The sequence below is a fragment of the Halobellus sp. GM3 genome (genome assembly GCF_052545375.1).
This window is the reverse complement of the sequence record NZ_JBQWLT010000002.1, coordinates 252,664-271,181: the sequence shown is the minus strand read 5'-3', so window position 1 is coordinate 271,181 and position 18,518 is coordinate 252,664. Positions and strand designations below refer to the sequence as shown.

Here is an 18,518-nt window from a genome sequence, read left to right as displayed (position 1 = left end):
TTCAGCGCCGCTCCGCGGCGCGTGTCAGATCCAGTCTGCGAACGACCCGTCGAGAAGCGTCTCCCGCTGTTTTCGCACGTAATCGCGCTGCATCTCGCTGACGGCGTCGGCGAAGTCGTCGCCGTCGGCGAGGTACTCGCTGACCCGCCGGGTCTTCCAGTCCGCGGGGGTGATCCCGCGTTCGACCCGGGCGCGGAGCGGTTCCACGTACGTCTCGGCCTCTTCGGGCGAACAGCCGGCGCTTTCGAGCCCGTCGACCGCGTGCGCGAAGATGTCGTCGTAGACCGCCGCCGTCTCGACGGTCTCGACCCCGTCGTTTCCGATCCATCGCTGGCCGCTGTCGATCCCGTCTCGCATCGCGGCGTAGAAGTTCTCGCGGGCGGTCGACCACCCCTGATCTCTCGCGGGGTGCCGCCGGCGCGGCAGGCTCTCCATCAGCCCGGCGAACGTGGCCTGGAAGGCGACGGCGTCGCGCACGGTCGGCTGTGCCGCGATCGGTCGGAACTCGATGCGGGCGTTCGCCGAGGAGCGCGACGCGCCGTCGAACACCGGCCGAACCCAGCGCCAGTACGTGCCGTGTTTCCGTCGGAGCGTGGCGAACGTGTCGTCGAACCGCTCGCCCTGCGGGACCGGCATCGGGACCATCGTCGCGTCGCTGGCGACCCGATCGACGGCTTCCTCGACGCTCTCGAGGTCGCGGGGGAACCGGACCTTCTCCGTCTCGCCGGAGTTGAGGACCGACTCGAAGACGAGGATCCGGTGACCGTCGTACCCGTCTTCGAGGATCTTCTGCGCGCCGACGTCGTCGTAGAGGTCCGGCGGGAAAAGCGGCGAGTTGACCCCGAGCGCGAGGAGCGGCCCGGCGACCCGCAGCGCGTAGTTGAAGTACGTCGGGAGGTCGGCGGCGTGAGCGACCTGATAGTGCGGCTGGATCGAGGTGATGAGCGACTCGGGCATCACGGTGTCGGCCGAGAGCGTCACGTTCGGCGCCTCAATCGTCAGTTCCTCGGGCGCGGCCGGTCCGTTGGCCATCGCGTGGTACCGGACGGACCCGCTCATGTTCGTCGCGATCCGAACCCCCTCGGCTTCGATGCTGTCGGTGAGGTACTCGCGCGCGGTCTCGCCGGCCGGGGGAATCGTCCACATCCCGTCGCTGACGAGGCGGATCCCCTCCGCGCCGGTGCACTCGAGCGCCGCCGCGAGCCGCGCGCGCACCTCCGACTCTTGGGCCCGCAGACCGTCGGGGTTCAACGGCTGTGGGCTGGTGGTCATTTCTGCATTATGGAGGCCGAGTTCCTTCTCGAAGCCGATGAGTTCGAGCAGCCGTCGCGGGACGCGCATCAGCCCGTAGACGTCGGCGTCGTCGGAGGCGGCCCACCGACCGTCGGCGACCGCGTAGAACTCGTACTCCAAGCCGACGATCGACTGGTGGTTGTCGAACGTGCCCTCTCGGAGCTCTGATTTCACCACTTCGGCGTCCGTCCGCGCCTGCGCTTCGAACTCCTCGGGGTCTACGGCGAGCGCGTCTCGCACCGACGCCGCCAACTCCTCGGTCATGGCTCTTGCTGAGCGATGGGACGGCTTGATAGTGTCGGACGCGAGCCTCGCCGCGACCGAGTCGGCGGACTCTTGTCGCGGGGACGGGTACGGTCGCCCGATGCAGTTCGCCGAGTTCGCCGCGCGCGCACGGGAGTTAGAGGCGGAGCCGGGTGATCTCGCGACCGTCGAGGCCGTGGCGACGCTCCTCCGGGAGGCGGAGTCGGACCTCCCGGTCGTGGTCCGGTTCCTCCAGGGGCGGGTCTTCCCGGCGTGGGACGCCACGACGATCGACGTCGGTCCGGCGCTCCTCCACGAGGCCATCGCCCGCGCCGCGGGCCCGAACGTGGACGCCGGCGACGTCGAGGCGAGGCTCGCGGACGTCGGCGAGATCGGTGCCGTCGCCGCGGCGTACGACTTCGGCGGCCAGCGGGGGCTCGGCGCCTTCACCGGCGGCGGAAACGAGAGCGGGGGCGGAGCCGGTGATGGGAGCGAAACCAGCGGCGGGACGGGCGCCGACGACCTGACCGTTGCAGCGGTCGACGAACGACTTCGCGCGGTCGCGAGCGCGGCCGGCGACGGGAGCGAGCGCCGGCGTCTCGACGTGCTCTTCGGGCTGTTCAACCGCTGTTCGAGCGCCGAGGCGAAGTTCCTCGCGCGCCTCGTGCTCGGAGAGATGCGCATCGGCGTCGGCGAGGGAGCGATCCGCGACGCCGTCGCCGTCGCGTTCCTCGACGCCGGCGCGAAGCCGGACGGTGAAGCGGTCGCGGGCGGGGACGGGGACGCGATCGAAGACGACGGCCGCGAGTCTGTCACCGCCACCGACGACTCAGTCGAGACCGTCGAGCGCGCCCTGCAGGTCTCGAACGACTACGGGATGGTCGCGCGCGTCGCCCGCGACGAGGGCCGCGAGGGGCTCGAATCGATCGGTCTCGAAGTCGGTCGCCCCGTACAGGCGATGCTCGCGCAGGCGGGAACGGCGACGGAGGCGCTCGAGGCGTGGAGCGAAGCGGTCGTCGAGACGAAATACGACGGCGCCCGCGTGCAGGTCCACTTCGACGGCGGGGAGACGAGGCTGTTCTCGCGGAACATGGACGACGTCACCGACCCCCTGCCGGACGTCGTCGAGGCGGTCGAGTCGGCGGTGGACGTCCCGGTCGTCCTCGACGGCGAGGTCGTCGCCGTCGACGACGCCGGCGAGCCGCTGCCGTTTCAGGAGGTGCTCCGGCGGTTCCGCCGCAAGTACGACGTCGAGCGGATGCGCGAGGAGGTCCGCGTCGAACTCCGGGCGTTCGACTGCCTGCACGTCGACGGCGAAGACCTGCTGGACGCACCGTTGACGGAGCGCCACGAACGCCTGCGGGGCGTCTTCGGCGACAGCGGCGAAGAAGCCGCCGGCGTCGTCTCCGACGCCGACCACGGCGATGAGGCCGCGGGCGTCGTGTCCGATCCGACCGTCGCGTCCGATCCCGACGAAATCGCCGCGGTCGAGGAGGCGGCGCTGGAGGCGGGCCACGAGGGGATTATGCTCAAAGACCCCGCCTCGACGTACGCGCCGGGCAAGCGCGGCCGCAACTGGCTGAAGCGCAAGCCCGACGTGGAGACGCTGGATCTGGTCGTCACCGGTGCGGAGTGGGGAGAGGGTCGCCGCGCGAACCACCTCGGGACGTTCCTCCTGTCCGCGCGGACGGACGGAGACGCGTCGGGGCATCGGTCACGGACGGAAGGAGACGCGCCGGGGGCCGATTCGAGCGTCGGCGGCGACGACCCCTACGTCGCGATCGGGAAGGTCGCCACCGGCATCACCGACGCGAAACTCGAGGAACTGACCGAACGGCTGCGGCCGCACATCGACACGCAGGACGGACAGACGGTGTCGATCGATCCCGCGGTGGTCTTCGAGGTCGGCTACGAGGAGATCCAGCGCTCGCCGAGTTACGCGTCGGGGTACGCGCTTCGGTTCCCGCGGTTCGTCGGGGTTCGCGAGGACAAATCGGCCGCCGACGCCGACAGCCTCGACCGCATCTCGCGGCTGGCCGACGAGCAGTGAGCGCTGACTGATGAGCAGTGAGCGCTGACTGATGAGCAGCGAGTGTGTGCGGGCGAATAGTGAGCGATAGCCGACGAACGGTCAGCGCTGACGAGCGAGTAGCGAGCGTCGACGCCGACTACAGGACGCCCATCGTCGAGAGCCGCTCGGGCAGGTACGTCTCGGTGACGAAGTCCAGCCCGCGGGCGGCGAGCGCCTGCTGTTCGGCCTTCTTCTCGATGTCGAGTTGGAGTTCGATCTGCTCTGTCCAGTAGTCGGTCTCGAAGCGGGGGTCCTCCAGTTCGGATTCGAGGGCGTTGATGTCCGAGTCCGCGAGCGGGTCCGTCGGGAGGTCGTACTCGACGATGTCCTCGGGCTGGATGCCGACGAAGCGCGCCTCCGGGGTCGCCAGATACTCAGAGAGGTGCGCCGATTTGATCGAGCCGTAGGCGACCGATCCGTAGATGCGGTAGGACCACGGGTCGCCGTCGGTGAAGACCACGACCGGGAGGTCGAGTTCGTCGTGCAGACGCTTCGTGATCCGCCGCGTCGCGCGTGCGGGCTGTCCCTTCAGGTGGACGACGAGGCAGTTGTACTGCTCGTCGAAACCGTTCTCGACGAGTCGATCGCGCATCCCGCCGGTCTCGACGCAGAGGACGAAGTCGATGTCGTGATCCAGGAAGTCGATCGTATCGGGGTTGTTCGGGATCTGATAGCCGGCCTCGCCGACGTCTTTCTGACAGTGGATCTCGCGTTCGCCGCGGCGAGTCTGCTCCCGAAGCTCCAGCGGACCCATCAGGGTCGCTCCAGACTCCTCGGGGCGCATGTGGAAGTCCTCGCGGGTGACCTCCGAGACGATCTCTAAGTCCTCGATGAGTTGGTTCGACTCGTCTTGGCTCTGGAACTGCGCCTCCTCGTTGTCCCACGACTCCGAGAGGTAATACAGCTCACGCAGCGTCGAGGAGCGGTCCTCCTCCAGTTGGTTCACCAGAAACTCGATCGCGTAGGCGGCCTTCAGTAGCTTCCGTGCGCCGCGGACGCTGTTGGCCGACCGCGTCGACGTCCGGTCGCCGTAGACCCACACCTTCGAGTCCTCGTCGAAGACGATGTTCGATTTCGTCCGCGTGGGGATGTTCATCTGCGGCACCTCGCCCGCCGCGAACTGGTCGTAGAACTCCACGGCGAGATCGACGAGGCGCTCTTGGGCGAGTTCGTCGTCCTGTTTCGTGCTCATTGTCTTAGTTTGCGTTGATCGTCAGCTTCTCGGTCTCGATACCGTCGACGTCGACGTCGAACTCGGCGTCCGACGCGATGGTGTAGGCGAGCTCGGCCGATTCGCCCGCGGGGATCGACGGCGTCCACGTGATGAACCACTCGCCGTCGAGGTCGACGACGCTCGCGTCCCCCGGGAGGTCCGACGGCTCCGACGTGACGATATCCGTGATCTCGGGCTCTTCGGTCCGGTCGGAGTGGTTCTCGACGACGAGCGTGACGCGTCCGTCCTCGACCTCGCGTTCGACGCTCACGTTGTTCATAATCCGCGCCAGCGCGCCGTCGATGTTCGGCCGCCGCCGCCCCGTCACCTCCGAGAGCTTGTCGGCCATCTCCGGGAGGATCCGGCCGAGGACGTCCTGTTTCTTCCGGCGCTTCTGCATCGAGCGTCGCTTGTTCAGATACGATTTGAGCTCTCGGGCCGCCTCGCGGACCGCGAGCTCGATCTCGTCTTCGATCGCGGGGATGTTCGCGAGCGCGTCCTTCGACTCGCTCGTGAACGGCACGTTCGTCGAGGCGACGTGGATCATAATCACCGCCGGACCGCTCGGCATCCCGGAGCCGCCCGGCTGGTCGAGGCCGTAGTTCCGCCAGCCGATCCCCTTCACCACGTCGGTCGTCGCACAGGCCCCCCGCTGGTAGACCAGCGGCACGCGGTTGGCAAAGCGGAGCAGATCGACTGTCCCGTCTTCGAGTTCGCCGCCGTAGGCGATACCGGCCTCGACGATGAAGGGGTCGCCGCCGTGGACTTCCGCGTCGCGCGTCGCCGCCGAGTAGAAGTCGGCGTCGAACTCCTTGCGAAGCCCGGCCTCGACGAGTTCGGCCGTGATCGGCGAGAGGCAGTTCGTCGGCGGCGCGAGGATGTCGGTCTCGCGCATCGCCTCCAGCAGTTCGGAGGCGACGTCGCGGCTGTCGGCGACCTCCCGGACCTTCGGCACGTCGTCGGGGACCGTCCGCATCGCCGCCCAGACCGCCTCGACGACGTTCTCGCGGGCGGTGTCGCCGAAGGAGACCTCCTCGGAGACCAGCCGGTCGGCCGAGCGATCGACGTACTCGCGAAGCGCCGCGCGCGTGGCCCGGTGCCGGGGGTCACCCGCCTCGAACTTATCGGCCAGTCGGTCCGCCAGCCCGGAGACGGTCGCGTCGTCCTTCTGCGTGCTCGTCGCCTCGTCGACCAGCGGATACAGATCCGCGGTGAGGTCCGTCGTGAGCACGTCCCACGCGGCCCCGACCGCGTTCTCGCGGACGGTGTCGCCGAACATGGCGTCGTACTCCTCGCCGACGTCGTCGGCGACGGTGTCGACGATGGCTTCCAGTTCCGAGTGCGTCGTCCGCTCGCGGGAGGCCAGGGTGTCTGCGACCCGCGTCGCGAACGTCTCGGTCGCCTCCGCGCCCTTGTTTGCGACCGCGTCGGCGACGGCGTCGTCGAGCGCGACGTCCGGACCGCGGGGGACGGCCCACCCCATCTCGCGCCCGAAATGTCGATCGCGGAAGCTGTTCAGCACCTTCGCCGCTGTCTTCGACCCGACGCGGGTGAACTCCTCCTGCAGGAACCCCGAGACCGAGTACGACTCGGTCGCGCCGAGCATCTTGATCAGGGTGCCGAGTTCGACCCCGTGGGGATGCGGGCGGATCTCCTCGGTCTCCGCGGGCAGGTCGGCGCCCTCGACGCGCTCGAACCGGAGCGGTTCCGCCAGTTTCGGCTCGTCGAGGACGAGCCGCGCGTGGGGGTTGACGACCGCGGTGTGCTTGACGTAGTCGTGGAGCTGTTGGCGCGCCCGCATGTTCGCCTCCATCTCCATTTCGATGCGCGTGCCGTGGGTCGGCGAGAGGTCGGACTCGCCGGGCGCGCGCTCCTCGTCGACCTGGATCTCCGGCTCGTTCGTGTCGGTGTCGATGATGAGCTCGAAGTACTGGGCGGTCTCCGAGCGCTGGGTCCGCGAGGTGACTCGCGCCGGCTTCCCGGACGTGAGCTGAGAGTACAGGACAGCGGCCGAGATCCCGATCCCCTGCTGGCCTCTACTCTGCTCTCTGCTGTGGAACCGCGACCCGTAGAGCAGCTTCCCGAAGACCTTCGGGATCTGCTCCCGCGTGATTCCCGGGCCGTTGTCCTCGACGATCAGGGTGTAGTAGTCGCCGGACTCGCGGATCTCGATCGAGATGTCCGGCTTGATCCCGGCCTCCTCGGTCGCGTCGAGGGCGTTGTCGACCGCCTCCTTGACGGCGGTGACGAGCCCCCGGGCTCCCGAGTCGAAGCCGAGCATGTGTTTGTTCTTCTCGAAGAACTCGGCGATGGAGATCGCGCGCTGGCCCTCCGCCAGTTCCTCGGCGATCCCGCCCCCCTCCTCCTCGGCGAGCGTCGACTGAAACGAGGTCATTCTGTGCGCGCTCCTACCCCACGGACGGTTAAGAAGGGTTCGGCAGTGGAGTGAAAGTGATACCGACCGCCCGCGAGTGACGCCCGAAAAAAGCGAAAATCCACCTTGGAGACCTCTACACGTACTTACGCGCCCGCGCGTGCGAGGGTTTAAGAGCCGAGGTGGTCTAACGACGGTACGTTCAATGTCACGCGATACTGAGTACGGGGCCGGGCAGATACAGGTCCTCGAAGGGCTCGAGGCCGTCCGGAAGCGCCCGGCGATGTACATCGGGTCGACGGACGATCGCGGGTTACACCATCTCGTCTACGAGGTCGTCGACAACGCGATCGACGAGGCGCTCGCCGGCTACTGTGACTCCATCGAGGTAACGCTCCACGACGACGGATCGGTGTCGGTCTCGGACAACGGTCGGGGGATCCCGGTCGACACCCACGAGCAGTACGACCGCCCGGCCGTCGAGGTCATCATGACCGTCCTCCACGCCGGGGGGAAGTTCGACAACAAGTCCTATCAGGTCTCCGGCGGCCTCCACGGGGTCGGGGTGAGCGTCGTCAACGCGCTCTCGCGCCGCCTCGACGTCGAGATCAAGCGCGACGGCGCGCTCTGGCGGGACGGGTTCGACCACGGCGAGCCGAAAGCGGACGCCTTCGAGCGCGTTCGCGACCTCCGAGAGGGGGAAGATACGGGCACGACAGTCCGCTTTTGGCCCGACGGGGAGATCTTCGAGACCGTCGAGTTCGACTTCTCGACGCTCGAAAACCGCCTCCGCGAACTCGCCTTCCTCAACTCGGGCGTCGAGATCCGGTTGGTCGACGAGAGCGCGGACGTCGAGGGCGAGGCCGCCGATTCGGACGCGGACGCCGACGCGCAGCGACGCGAGCGCACGTTCTACTACGAGGGCGGCATCCGGGAGTTCGTCCGCTACCTCGACGAGACCAAGACCGTCCTCCACGACGACGTCATCTACTACGCCGACAGCGCCGAGGACATCGAGATCGAGGTGGCGCTGCAGGCGACCGAGGAACTGCAGGGCTCGATCCACGCCTTCGCGAACAACATCAACACCCGCGAGGGGGGCACCCACCTCACCGGGTTCAAAACGGCGCTCACCCGCGTCGTCAACGACTACGCCCGCGAGCACGACTTGCTGGGTGATCTGGACTCCCTGAAAGGCGAGGACGTCCGCGAGGGACTGACAGCGGTCATCTCCATCAAACACCCCGATCCGCAGTTCGAGGGCCAGACGAAGACGAAACTCGGCAACAGCGAGGTCCGCGGCATCACCGAGTCGATCACGCACGAGAAACTCGGCACGTACCTCGAAGAGCACCCCGACACCGCCGAGGCGATCGTCCGCAAGGCCGCAGAGGCCGCGAAGGCGCGCAAGGCCGCGAAACAGGCCGAAGAGCTCACCCGACGGAAGTCCGCGCTGGAGTCGACGTCGCTGCCGGGCAAGCTCGCGGACTGTCAGAGCCGCGATCCGAGCGAGTCGGAGCTGTTCGTCGTCGAGGGCGACAGCGCCGGCGGGAGCGCAAAACAGGGCCGAGACCGGAGATTTCAGGCGATCCTCCCGCTCAAGGGGAAGATCCTCAACGTCGAGAAGCACCGGCTCGACCGCGTGCTGGAGAACGACGAGGTCCGCGCGCTGATCACCGCCATCGGCGCGGGCGTCGGCGAGGAGTTCGACGTAGAGGACGTCCGCTACGAGCGGATCATCCTGATGACCGATGCCGACGTCGACGGCGCTCACATCCGGACACTCCTTCTGACGCTGTTTTATCGACACATGCGACCGCTCGTCGAGGCGGGGTACGTCTACGCGGCGAAGCCGCCGCTGTACCGCGTCCGCTACCGCGGCGAGACGTACGACGCGATGACGGAAGCCGAACGCGACCGGATCATCGCCGAAAAGTGCGACGGCAACCCCACGCAGGTCCAGCGCTTCAAGGGGCTGGGGGAGATGAACCCCGATCAGCTGTGGGAGACGACGATGAACCCCGAGAACCGCATCCTCAAGCAGATCACCGTCGAGGACGCCGCGGCCGCCGACAAGATGTTCTCGGTCCTGATGGGCGACGCCGTCGAGCCGCGAAAGCAGTTCATCAAGGAGCGAGCGACCGAGGCCGAATGGGTGGATATATAATGAGTTTCGACGCACACGAGGTGGCCGAGAGATGAGTTCCGACGCCCCAGAGCCGTTCGATCCCGGAACGGGGATCGCCGCTGACGTCGAGACCGCGCGCATCGAACAGGAGATGGAACAGTCCTACATCGACTACGCGATGTCGGTCATCGCGGGGCGGGCGCTTCCCGACGTCCGCGACGGGCTCAAGCCCGTCCACCGGCGCATCCTCTATGCGATGCACGAGTCGGGCGTCACCGCCCGGTCCTCACACCGGAAGTCCTCCTCTATCGTCGGCGAGACGATGGGTGATTACCACCCGCACGGGGACTCCGCCATCTACGACACGCTCGCGCGGATGGCGCAGGACTTCTCGATGCGCTACCCGCTTATCGACGGGCAGGGGAACTTCGGCTCCGTCGACGGCGACCCGCCGGCCGCGATGCGCTACACGGAGGCGCGGATGGCCCCGATGGCCGAGGAGCTGCTCTCGGACATCGAGATGGACACCGTGGACTTCCAGCCCAACTACGACGACCGGCTGGAGGAGCCAGAGGTGCTGCCCGCGTCGTTCCCCAACCTCTTGGTCAACGGTTCCTCGGGCATCGCCGTCGGGATGTCGACGAACATCCCGCCGCACAACCTCGGAGAGGTCATAGACGCGACGGTCCACCTCATCGAGCACCCCGACTGCACCGTCGAGGACTTAATGGAGCACGTGAAGGGCCCGGACTTCCCGACCGGGGCGAACATCGTCGGTCGCAACGCCATCCACAAGGCGTACAAGACCGGTCGCGGACGGATCCGCGTCCGCGCGGAGTTCGAGATCGAGAGCGACGACCGGATCGTCATCACCGAACTGCCGTTTCAGGAGAACAAGGCGCGGCTCGTCGAGCGGATCGCCGACAACGTCAACGAGGGGAAACTCGAGGGAATCCGCGACCTGCGCGATGAGTCGGACCGCGACGGCATCCGCGTCGTCGTCGAACTCAAACGCGGCGCGAACGCCGAAGTGGTGAAAAATCAGCTGCTCGAACACCACCTCGAATCGACGTTCGGCGTCATCAACCTCGCGCTCGTCGACGGGCAGCCGCGAGTGCTCACGCTGAAGGAGACGCTCGTCGAGTACCTCGAACACCGCCGCGCGGTCGTCCGCCGCCGCTCGCAGTTCGAGCTCGGCGAGAAAGAAGAGCGCGCGCACATCCTCGAGGGCCGGCTGACGGCGCTCGAACACGTCGACGACGTGGTCGAGGTGATTCGCAACTCCGAGAGCCGCGACGACGCGAAGGCGGCGCTGCGCGGCGAGCACGCCGTCGAGGTCGACGGCGAGGTGCTCCCCTCCTTCGACTTCTCGGAGGCGCAGGCGAACCACATCGTCGCGATGCAGCTCGGGTCGCTCACCGCGATGGAGGCCGACGAGATCGAATCCGAGTACGAGGAGGTGCAGGCGCGCATCGAGCGCCTCGAGACGATACTCGGCGACGCCGACGAGCTCGACGCCGTCGTCGAGTCCGAGCTCCTGGAGATCAAAGACGAGTACGGCGACGACCGCCGGACGTCGATTATCGAGGACACGGGGACGGTCACCCACGAGGACCTCATCGCCGAGGAGGACGTCGTCGTCGTCGTCACCGAGGACGACTACATCAAGCGGATGCCGCTCGAGCGCTTCCGGGCCCAACACCGCGGCGGCAAGGGAATCATCGGGACCGAACTGAAAGAGGGAGACAGCGTCTCGTCAGTGTACGTCGCGAGCACCCACGACTACCTGCTGTACTTCACGAACCACGGGAAGGTCTATCAGCTGAAGACGTATCAGGTCCCGGAGATGTCCCGGACCGCCCGCGGGAAATCAGCCGTGAACCTCCTCGACCTCGACGACGGCGAGGAGATCGCCGCCGTGGTCAACACCGCCGAGATGGACTCCGACGCGGAGAAGTTCCTCACGATGACGACGCGGAACGGGTACATCAAACGGACGAGCGTCGAGAACTTCCAGAACATCCTCTCGACGGGGATCATCGCGACGAAACTCGACGGCGACGACGCGCTCGTCGACGTGGAGGTCACCGACGGCACCCGAGACCTCATTCTCGCGAGTCGCGGCGGGATGGCGATCCGGTTCGACGAGGCCGAGGTACGAGCGATGGGCCGCTCCGCGCGGGGCGTCCGCGGGATCAACCTCGCCGACGGTGACGAGGTGGCCGCCCTCGCGTCGGTCGACGGCGACCGACACCAGTGGGTGCTCACCGTCACCGAACACGGCTACGGAAAGCGGACCGACGTCGAGAAGTACCGTCGCCAGTCCCGCAACGGGAAGGGGCTCATCGACATCAAAACGAACGACCGCAACGGTCGCGTCTGCGAACTGGAGACCGTCGGTCCCGGCGATCACCTCTTCGTGATGAGCGGCGACGGGCAGATCCTCCGAACGCCCGTCGAGGACGTCTCGATCGTGGGGCGAAACACGATGGGCGTGATCGTGATGACGCTCGATGAGGGCGACGCCGTCGCCAGCGTGGACGTTCACTTCCCGGCCGAGGAGGATGCCGAAGCGACCGCGGACGCCACGGACGCTGCCGGCGACGAAAGCGCCGCTGTAGACGACGGCGCCGACGGCGACGGCGACGCCCCGCAGTAAGCGGCCGATTTCACCGGAAACCCGGTGTGTTCAGCCGTCGCATTCGGGGCGATCCGGGCGTCGTCCGCACGGTCGCGCCGCGCTGCGTCAATCCACGTCTCATACTGATTATTCACACTGTATACCGGTGAGCCCCGTTAACGGGGTGGGCGCTCACCGGGACGGGGCGACGCCAATCAGTATCAGAGAATCTTTTTCCCGAGCGCGCTGGCAGCCAGTTCGGCCGCGAGCGACGCCGTCTCGTTGGCCTCGTCGAGGATCGGGTTGACCTCGACGAGTTCGAGCGAGCGGAGGCAGCCGCGCTCGGCGACAGCCTCGAGCGCCGAATGGGCCTCCCGGTACGTGACGCCGCCGCGGACGGGCGTTCCGACGCCGGGCGCCTCGCGGGGATCGAGCCAGTCGAGATCGAGGCTCACGTGGACGCCGTCGGTCCCGGTCGCGGCGACGTCGAGCGCGTCCTCGACGACCGCCGCGATGCCGCGCTCGTCGATGTCCGACATCGAGAACGCCGTCACGTCGCTGTCGGCGATCGCGTCGCGCTCTCTCTCGTCGACGTCACGGAGGCCAACCAGCGCGACGTTCTCGGCGCGGAATCCGGCGTCTCGCTCGTCGGCTCCGGAGCCGTCGCGTCCGCCCGCGTTCGCCCAGTCGACGTCGGCGAACTCACCGATCCCGAGGAGAGCCGCCAACGGCATCCCGTGGACGTTGCCCGACGGCGAGGTCTCCGGCGTGTTGAAGTCGCCGTGGGCGTCGAACCAGACCGCGCCGATCGACGCGTCGCGGGCCGATCCGGTGACCGTCCCGATGGCGACGGAGTGATCGCCGCCGAGAACGAGCGGTACCTCCCCGGCGTCGAGCGCCCCCTCGACCCGCTCTGCGAGTCGCGTCGCTACCTCTCTCGTCTCCCGGAGGAACCTCACTCGCCCGGTCGAGAGCGTCTCGGCGTCGGGGTCGCGCTCTTCGGCCCGCGGCGCGCGAACGTCGCCGTCGTCGACGACGGCGACGCCGGCCCGCCGCAGTTGCTCTGCGAGCCCCGCATAGCGGATCGCGGAGGGACCCATATCGACGCCGCGCCGGTTCGCCCCGTAGTCGATCGGCGCACCGATGACTCGGACGGTTCTCGCGGGCGTCATCTCACACCAGATACGGCGCGCAGACGCGTTCGACGCCGTCCTCGAACGATATCTCGGGCTCCCAGCCGGTCGCCTCGCGCATCTTCGTGCCGTCGGCCATCGTGTCGTGGACGTACACGTCGAGCGGGTTCTCGACGTACTCGGGATCGACGTCGGTGCCGAGCGCGTCGTTGATCAGCGCGATCATCTCGTTGAACGTGTAGCTCTCGCCGGTGCCGAGGTTGTAGATCCCCTGCAGCCGATGGTCCGCGGCGAGTTCGACGCCGCGGACGATGTCGTCGACGTGCGTGAAATCCCGCGTCTGCGAGCCGTCGCCGAACACCTTCGGTCGCTCGCCGTTGGCGATCTTGTCTGCGAACTGCGCGACGGTGTTGGCGTACTCGCCCTTGTGCTCCTCGGCGCCGCCGTAGCCCTGATACACCGAGAAGAAGCGCAGGCCGGCCAGCGTCATATCGTAGTGGTGATGGAAGTACTCGCCGTACTGCTCGCGGGCGAGTTTGGAGGCCTCATAGCACGTCCGCGCTTCGACCGGGAGCGACTCCGGGGAGGGCTCGGTCCGGGAGCCGTAGATCGACGAGGTCGAGGCGTAGACCACCGTCTCACAGCCGTCCTCGCGGGCCTGTTCGACCGCGTTGACGAAGCCCTCGACGTTCACGCGAGTCGCCTCGCGCTTATGCTCCTCCGCCATCGTGTACGAGGAGTACGCCGCGAGGTGAAACAGCGCGTCGACGCCCTCGGTCGGGAGGTCGTCCTCGAGCACGCTCGCGTCGACGAACTCGACGCCGTCCTCGAGGTTCTCGGGCGTTCCGAGATGCAGGTCGTCGACGGCGACCACGTCGTTTTCGGCGGCCAAGTGGTTCGCGAGGTTCGAGCCGATGAACCCCGCACCGCCGGTCACGAGCACCCGTTTGGATTCCATATCCACCACACGAACGAGGGCGCACAAAGCGGTACCGGAACCGAGATCCGCGAGATGTTCCGATCAGCGAATTGACCCTCTCCGAAACGAAACGAATCCGAAGAAAGTGGAAGAAAATCGGGAGAGTGTGTGACACTGCGCTCATCCATCCACCGGATTTAAGACCGTATGCGGCCTACGATTTGGTATGTCATCAATCGAGCTGACGTCCAGTCAGAAAACGATTCTGACAGCATTAATCAATCTCCATCGGGAGAGCGAGGACGCCGTGAAGGGCGAGGACATCGCCGCGGAGGTCGACAGGAACCCCGGAACGATTCGGAACCAGATGCAGAGTCTGAAAGCGCTCCAACTCGTCGAGGGAGTCCCCGGCCCGAAAGGCGGCTACAAGCCGACGGCGAACGCCTACGAGGCGCTCGACGTCAATCAGATGGACGAGCCCGCGTTCGTCCCGCTGTATCACGACGGCGAGGAGGTCGAAAACGCCAACGTCGACGAGATCGACCTCTCGTCGGTTCATCACCCGGAGCTGTGCCGCGCGGAGATCCACATTCAGGGCTCCGTCCGCGACTTCCACGAGGGTGACAACGTGACGGTCGGTCCGACCCCGCTCTCGAAGCTGGTCATCGAAGGGACCGTCGACGGCAAAGACGACACGGGCAACATCCTCATCCTCCGCATCGAGGACATGCGCGCGCCCGTCGGCGACGCGACGCACTGACGGCCACTTTTCGACGACATCGACATACTGCCGACGTATCTCTTTCGACGACACCGACACACTGATGGCCGCCCCGTCGATGACGCCGATACACGTCGTCCGGTGATTCCTCTCCGGTTTTCTGTTCGATCACTCGGCGAGAGCGACGCCGGTTCCCGATCCGTCAGACGGATCGACGGCTACGGCTAGAGGCTGTCCCAGGCCTCGAGCGCGTCGCGCGGCGAGGAGATGTCCGAAATCCAGCGTGCGGCGATCGTCTTCTTCAGCGTGCGCGCGGCGGGGCCGCCGAAGACGTTCACCGGAAGCCCGCCGAGGACGGGGAGTTTGACGGCGTGGGCGACGGCGTCGTCGCCGACGGAGACGACCGTGCCCTTGTCGTCGTGGCGCCACGTTTTCAGCGGTTCGCCCGCGACCGCGCGGGCGACGTTCTCGCCGGCGACGTCGGCGGCCTGCCAGGCGGCCTGTGCCGTCGGCGGCGCGACGGCGTCGGGGCCCTGCTCGACGAGCGCGGTGTCGCCGACCGCGAAGACCCGGTCGTTCGAGGTCTGGAAGTCGGCGTCGGCGAAGATCCGGCGCGAGCGCTCGTCCTTCTCGACGTCGACGTCGTGGATCTCCTCGTGACCGGTGATACCGCCGGTCCACAGCAGGACGTCGTAGCCGAGCTCTTCGGGCGCTTCGTCCTCGCCGCCGCCGAGGTAGACGGCGTCCTCGTCGGCCTTCGAGATGAAATCGCCCGTGAGGATATCGATATCCAGCGCCTCGAGGCGCTTGCGGAGCGCCCCCTGGAGCTCCGGATCGTTGCCGGGGAAGACCTCATCGAGCCCCTCGACGAGCGTGACGTCGATCGGCGCGCGGTGTTCGTCGCGGTACTCGGCGATCTCACCGGCGGTCTGGATGCCCGAGAGGCCGGCACCGCCGACGATCACCTGCGCGGGATCGTCGCGGGAGGCCGCCTCTGCGGCCTCTCTGATCTCGGCGTGGATGGCGCGCGCGTCGTCGAGGCCCTTCAGCTCGTGGGCGTGCTCCCGCAGGCCCTCGATGCCGAAGAAGGCCGTCCCCGAGCCGACCGCCAGGAGGAGGTAGTCGTACTCGACCTCGTCGTCCTCGAGTTCGACCACGCGCTCGTCGACGTCGACGTCCGTGACGTGGCCCTTGATGAAGGCCGTCGAGGGCGATTTGATGTCGTCGACCGGGATGGCGATCTTCGATTCGACGCTCGGATCGCGGATGCACCGGTGGACCTCGTGGAGGACCAGGTGATAGTCGGTATCGGATATCCACGTGAGTTCCGTGCCGGGATCGAGTTCCGCTTCGAGCCGTTTGACGGCGCCAGCGCCGGCGTAGCCGGAGCCGACGACGACGACCTGTGTGCTCATAGACGTGAGTGCGACGGCATCGGATAAAGGGACTGCGAAACGGTCCCAGCGGGGACGGGATCGCAGACGCGACTGTCGAGCGCGTACGCGGCGGTCAGTCGAGGGCGAGGCCCGGATGCCAGTGATCGACGCCGGCCTCCCGCTTCGCCTCGTCCATCCTCGCGAGCAGGTGGACGGCGAGACTCGCCGTCTCCGCCGCGCGCGACTCGCCCTCGGTCCTGAACTCCCCGGTGATCCGGTTCGCGTAGACCGAACAGACCGCGCCCGCGCGGAGCCCGTACACGTTCGCGATCGTGAGGAGCGCGGCGGCCTCCATCTCGATGTTCTTCACGTTCGCGTCCCGGAGTTCCGCGACCAGCGAGTCCGACCCGGCGGCGCGGAAGCCCTCGAAGCCCGGGCGCCCCTGGCCCGCGTAGAAGGAGTCGGCGCTCATCGTCAGCCCGACGTGGTAGTCGTGACCGAGGCGCTCGGCGGCGGCGACGAGCGCGGCGACGACCTCGCGGTCGGCGACGGCCGGGTAGTCCTCGCGGACGTACTCCTTCGAGGTGCCCTCCTGTCGGACGGCCCCCGACGTGATGACGAGGTCGCCGACGTCCATCCCGGGTTGGATCGCTCCGCAGGAGCCGACGCGGATGAACGTCTCTGCGCCGACGCGAGCGAGTTCCTCGATCGCGATCGCCGCCGAGGGACTCCCGATCCCCGTCGACGTCACGGAGATCGGCGTCCCCCGGTATTCGCCCGTCGCCGTTCGGTACTCGCGGTGAGATCCCGCCTCCTCGGAGTCGTCCCACAGCGCTGTGACCTTCTCGACGCGCTCTGGGTTGCCGGGGAGGAGCACGCGCTCTGCGGCGTCGTCGGGGCCGACCGCGATGTGGTACTGCACCTCGTCGTTTGGGTCTTCGCTGTCGCTCATACGGACGCTCCCGGCCGCAGCGAAAATATACTGTCGGCTGCGTCGGGTGAGCGAGCGCCCGCCCCGCGGCAGCGCGACGACGGCCCGCGCTTACGACTCCGGGTCGTCGTCGGTCGCTCGCTTCGCCTCCGCGGCCGAGAGCGTCTCCAGAGAGATCGTGTTCGGCAGGAGTTCCGAGAGCGTGTAGGTCGTCGCCTCGTCGCCGCCCTCGTCGCAGACGACCTCGAAGTCTGCGTCGGCGAACTCCGCGAGCGTCTGGCGGCACATCCCGCAGGGCGTCACGCCGTCGCGAGCGCCGGAGGCGACCGCGATGCGCTCGAAGCGCTCTTGGCCGTCTTTGACCGCCTCCGCGATCGCGACCTCCTCGGCGTGGAGGCTGTTCGAGTAGTTCGCGTTCTCGATGTTGCAGCCGACGTACACCGAACCGTCGGCGGTCCTGAGCGCGGCTCCGACCCGGTATTCGGAGTACGGTACGTAGGCGGCTTCGAGCGCCTCGCGGGCCCGTTCGACGAGATCGTCGGTCATCGTCATTCCGTTCAGCCGGCGCACGCTTGTACGTTGTCGTCGCGGCCGTGTCGCCTCGGTGCGGTGCGCCGACGGACCAGCCGACCGGGAACGGGACCCCGAGCGCGAAAGAAAGCGCCAAACGTCCCCCGCGCGTAACGCCCGTCGTGCACTCGGAGACACCCGCCGGCGAGCCCGAAGACGAGGCGAACGCCGATGATATCGACGCCGACCCAATTGCGGACGCCGACGATATCGACGCCCATCCGAAGGCGGACGCCGACGCGGATCCGGAGACCCCCCCGACGGGGCGCCCCGGGCTGGGCCGGAAGATCCTGCTGTCGGTCGGCGCGAGCGTCGTCGCGATCTCGGGGATCGTCGGCTGGATCGTCGGGAGCAACGGCGCGGAGGCGGTCCCGGAGTCGACGCTCTTCGGAACCGGGCTGTCGATCCCGACGACGCCTACCACGTTCGCGCTCTACGGCGTCGTCGTCTCCGCACTCATCCTCGGCGTGCTCTTCGGGCTCGTCGAGCTCGCGTCGCGTCTCGAAGACGGGCCGTGAGCACAATCCGTACGAGGCCGGCGAGACACAGCGCGGCGCTTTTGTCGCTTCGGTCCCGACTCGCTGGTATGACCTCCACGACCTCGGCCGACGATCCCGCAGAGGCCGCGGGAGGGACCGACGAGGAGTTCGACCCCAACGCGCCGCTTCGAGCGGAGTCGGGGGGAAAGAACCGAAAGCGGGCCGCGCTGGCCGTCGCGCCGTTTCTCGCGATCGGCCTCGGCTGTGTGGTACTGCTCCTCGGGTGGGGGCTCGAACCGCTGTGGGCGTTCGCGATACTCCCGCCGATCCTGTTCTGTAGCCTGCTCGCGTACCTCGTCTTCAGCACGGACTTCCTCGACGAGCGGACGTAAACTACCCTACCCTACTCCCTCGGCGTTGTGCGCCTCGGTCCTTGAGGGTAGGGCT

The 18,518-nt window shown here is 67.6% G+C and carries 14 protein-coding genes; 6 read left to right on the top strand and 8 right to left on the bottom strand.

The genetic code is table 11. The features are described from left to right. Positions 1-24: 24 nt before the first annotated feature. Positions 25-1,557 carry a hypothetical protein gene (locus ACT3HL_RS04105; protein WP_445085538.1) on the bottom strand — a complete coding sequence of 511 codons (1,533 nt, stop codon included), beginning with the start codon at positions 1,555-1,557 and terminating at the stop codon, positions 25-27. A 100-nt stretch (positions 1,558-1,657) separates the two neighbouring features. Here ACT3HL_RS04105 and ligA point away from each other — a divergent pair, with 100 nt between their 5' ends. Next, positions 1,658-3,586 carry an ATP-dependent DNA ligase LigA gene (gene ligA, locus ACT3HL_RS04100; protein ID WP_445085788.1) on the top strand — a complete coding sequence of 643 codons (1,929 nt, stop codon included), beginning with the start codon at positions 1,658-1,660 and terminating at the stop codon, positions 3,584-3,586. Between the two features lie 118 nt (positions 3,587-3,704). On the opposite strand, the gene ACT3HL_RS04095 is transcribed toward ligA, so the two are convergent. Together ACT3HL_RS04095 and ACT3HL_RS04090 are read right to left on the bottom strand one after the other, a co-directional pair. Next, a complete protein-coding gene (locus tag ACT3HL_RS04095; RefSeq protein ID WP_445085537.1) occupies positions 3,705-4,799 on the bottom strand; it encodes a DNA topoisomerase IV subunit A in 1,095 nt (364 codons plus the stop codon). Positions 4,800-4,803: 4 nt separating this feature from the next. Continuing rightward, positions 4,804-7,215, bottom strand: coding sequence for a DNA topoisomerase VI subunit B (locus ACT3HL_RS04090; RefSeq protein WP_445085536.1), 2,412 nt, complete (start codon positions 7,213-7,215; stop codon positions 4,804-4,806). Positions 7,216-7,399: 184 nt separating this feature from the next. On the opposite strand from ACT3HL_RS04090, the gene gyrB reads away from it, so the two are divergent. Next, the gene (gene gyrB / locus ACT3HL_RS04085) at positions 7,400-9,361 is read left to right on the top strand and encodes a DNA topoisomerase (ATP-hydrolyzing) subunit B (RefSeq protein ID WP_445085535.1); all 1,962 of its coding nucleotides are present in this window, start codon (positions 7,400-7,402) and stop codon (positions 9,359-9,361) included. A gap of 31 nt (positions 9,362-9,392) precedes the next feature. Next, complete coding sequence (gene gyrA / locus ACT3HL_RS04080) at positions 9,393-11,981, top strand: DNA gyrase subunit A (protein ID WP_445085534.1); 2,589 nt, start codon at positions 9,393-9,395, stop codon at positions 11,979-11,981. 182 nt (positions 11,982-12,163) lie between these two features. Here gyrA and rocF read toward each other — a convergent pair whose 3' ends face one another. Continuing rightward, on the bottom strand, positions 12,164-13,114 hold the full coding sequence (gene rocF, locus ACT3HL_RS04075; RefSeq protein WP_445085533.1) for an arginase: 951 nt from the start codon (positions 13,112-13,114) through the stop codon (positions 12,164-12,166). A gap of 1 nt (position 13,115) precedes the next feature. After that, the gene (locus tag ACT3HL_RS04070; RefSeq protein WP_445085532.1) at positions 13,116-14,033 is read right to left on the bottom strand and encodes an NAD-dependent epimerase/dehydratase family protein; all 918 of its coding nucleotides are present in this window, start codon (positions 14,031-14,033) and stop codon (positions 13,116-13,118) included. 187 nt (positions 14,034-14,220) lie between these two features. Between ACT3HL_RS04070 and ACT3HL_RS04065 the strand changes: the two genes are divergently transcribed. Further along, complete coding sequence (locus ACT3HL_RS04065) at positions 14,221-14,754, top strand: Rrf2 family transcriptional regulator (protein ID WP_445085531.1); 534 nt, start codon at positions 14,221-14,223, stop codon at positions 14,752-14,754. Positions 14,755-14,939: 185 nt separating this feature from the next. Here ACT3HL_RS04065 and ACT3HL_RS04060 read toward each other — a convergent pair whose 3' ends face one another. The 3 genes from ACT3HL_RS04060 to cdd form a co-directional block, all read right to left on the bottom strand. Next, complete coding sequence (locus ACT3HL_RS04060; RefSeq protein WP_445085530.1) at positions 14,940-16,130, bottom strand: FAD-dependent oxidoreductase; 1,191 nt, start codon at positions 16,128-16,130, stop codon at positions 14,940-14,942. Positions 16,131-16,224: 94 nt separating this feature from the next. After that, a complete protein-coding gene (locus tag ACT3HL_RS04055) occupies positions 16,225-17,043 on the bottom strand; it encodes a phosphorylase family protein (protein ID WP_445085529.1) in 819 nt (272 codons plus the stop codon). A 90-nt stretch (positions 17,044-17,133) separates the two neighbouring features. Then, complete coding sequence (cdd, locus tag ACT3HL_RS04050) at positions 17,134-17,568, bottom strand: cytidine deaminase (RefSeq protein ID WP_445085528.1); 435 nt, start codon at positions 17,566-17,568, stop codon at positions 17,134-17,136. Between the two features lie 146 nt (positions 17,569-17,714). On the opposite strand from cdd, the gene ACT3HL_RS04045 reads away from it, so the two are divergent. Further along, positions 17,715-18,110 carry a DUF7520 family protein gene (locus tag ACT3HL_RS04045; protein ID WP_445085527.1) on the top strand — a complete coding sequence of 132 codons (396 nt, stop codon included), beginning with the start codon at positions 17,715-17,717 and terminating at the stop codon, positions 18,108-18,110. 68 nt (positions 18,111-18,178) lie between these two features. Continuing rightward, positions 18,179-18,463 (top strand): hypothetical protein, encoded by a 285-nt coding sequence (locus ACT3HL_RS04040; protein ID WP_445085526.1) that lies wholly within the window; start codon positions 18,179-18,181, stop codon positions 18,461-18,463. The last annotated feature ends 55 nt before the right edge of the window (positions 18,464-18,518 follow it).

What these genes read in the sequence shown, in the direction of transcription:
- ACT3HL_RS04095 (WP_445085537.1), bottom strand. Translation starts at nt 4,799, where the DNA reads ATGAGCACGAAACAGGACGACGAACTCGCCCAAGAGCGCCTCGTCGAT.
- ACT3HL_RS04090 (WP_445085536.1), bottom strand. Translation starts at nt 7,215, where the DNA reads ATGACCTCGTTTCAGTCGACGCTCGCCGAGGAGGAGGGGGGCGGGATC.
- ACT3HL_RS04070 (WP_445085532.1), bottom strand. Translation starts at nt 14,033, where the DNA reads ATGGAATCCAAACGGGTGCTCGTGACCGGCGGTGCGGGGTTCATCGGC.
- ACT3HL_RS04065 (WP_445085531.1), top strand. Translation starts at nt 14,221, where the DNA reads ATGTCATCAATCGAGCTGACGTCCAGTCAGAAAACGATTCTGACAGCA.
- ACT3HL_RS04055 (WP_445085529.1), bottom strand. Translation starts at nt 17,043, where the DNA reads ATGAGCGACAGCGAAGACCCAAACGACGAGGTGCAGTACCACATCGCG.
- ligA (WP_445085788.1), top strand. Translation starts at nt 1,658, where the DNA reads ATGCAGTTCGCCGAGTTCGCCGCGCGCGCACGGGAGTTAGAGGCGGAG.
- gyrB (WP_445085535.1), top strand. Translation starts at nt 7,400, where the DNA reads ATGTCACGCGATACTGAGTACGGGGCCGGGCAGATACAGGTCCTCGAA.
- rocF (WP_445085533.1), bottom strand. Translation starts at nt 13,114, where the DNA reads ATGACGCCCGCGAGAACCGTCCGAGTCATCGGTGCGCCGATCGACTAC.
- cdd (WP_445085528.1), bottom strand. Translation starts at nt 17,568, where the DNA reads ATGACCGACGATCTCGTCGAACGGGCCCGCGAGGCGCTCGAAGCCGCC.
- ACT3HL_RS04105 (WP_445085538.1), bottom strand. Translation starts at nt 1,557, where the DNA reads ATGACCGAGGAGTTGGCGGCGTCGGTGCGAGACGCGCTCGCCGTAGAC.
- gyrA (WP_445085534.1), top strand. Translation starts at nt 9,393, where the DNA reads ATGAGTTCCGACGCCCCAGAGCCGTTCGATCCCGGAACGGGGATCGCC.
- ACT3HL_RS04040 (WP_445085526.1), top strand. Translation starts at nt 18,179, where the DNA reads ATGACCTCCACGACCTCGGCCGACGATCCCGCAGAGGCCGCGGGAGGG.
- ACT3HL_RS04060 (WP_445085530.1), bottom strand. Translation starts at nt 16,130, where the DNA reads ATGAGCACACAGGTCGTCGTCGTCGGCTCCGGCTACGCCGGCGCTGGC.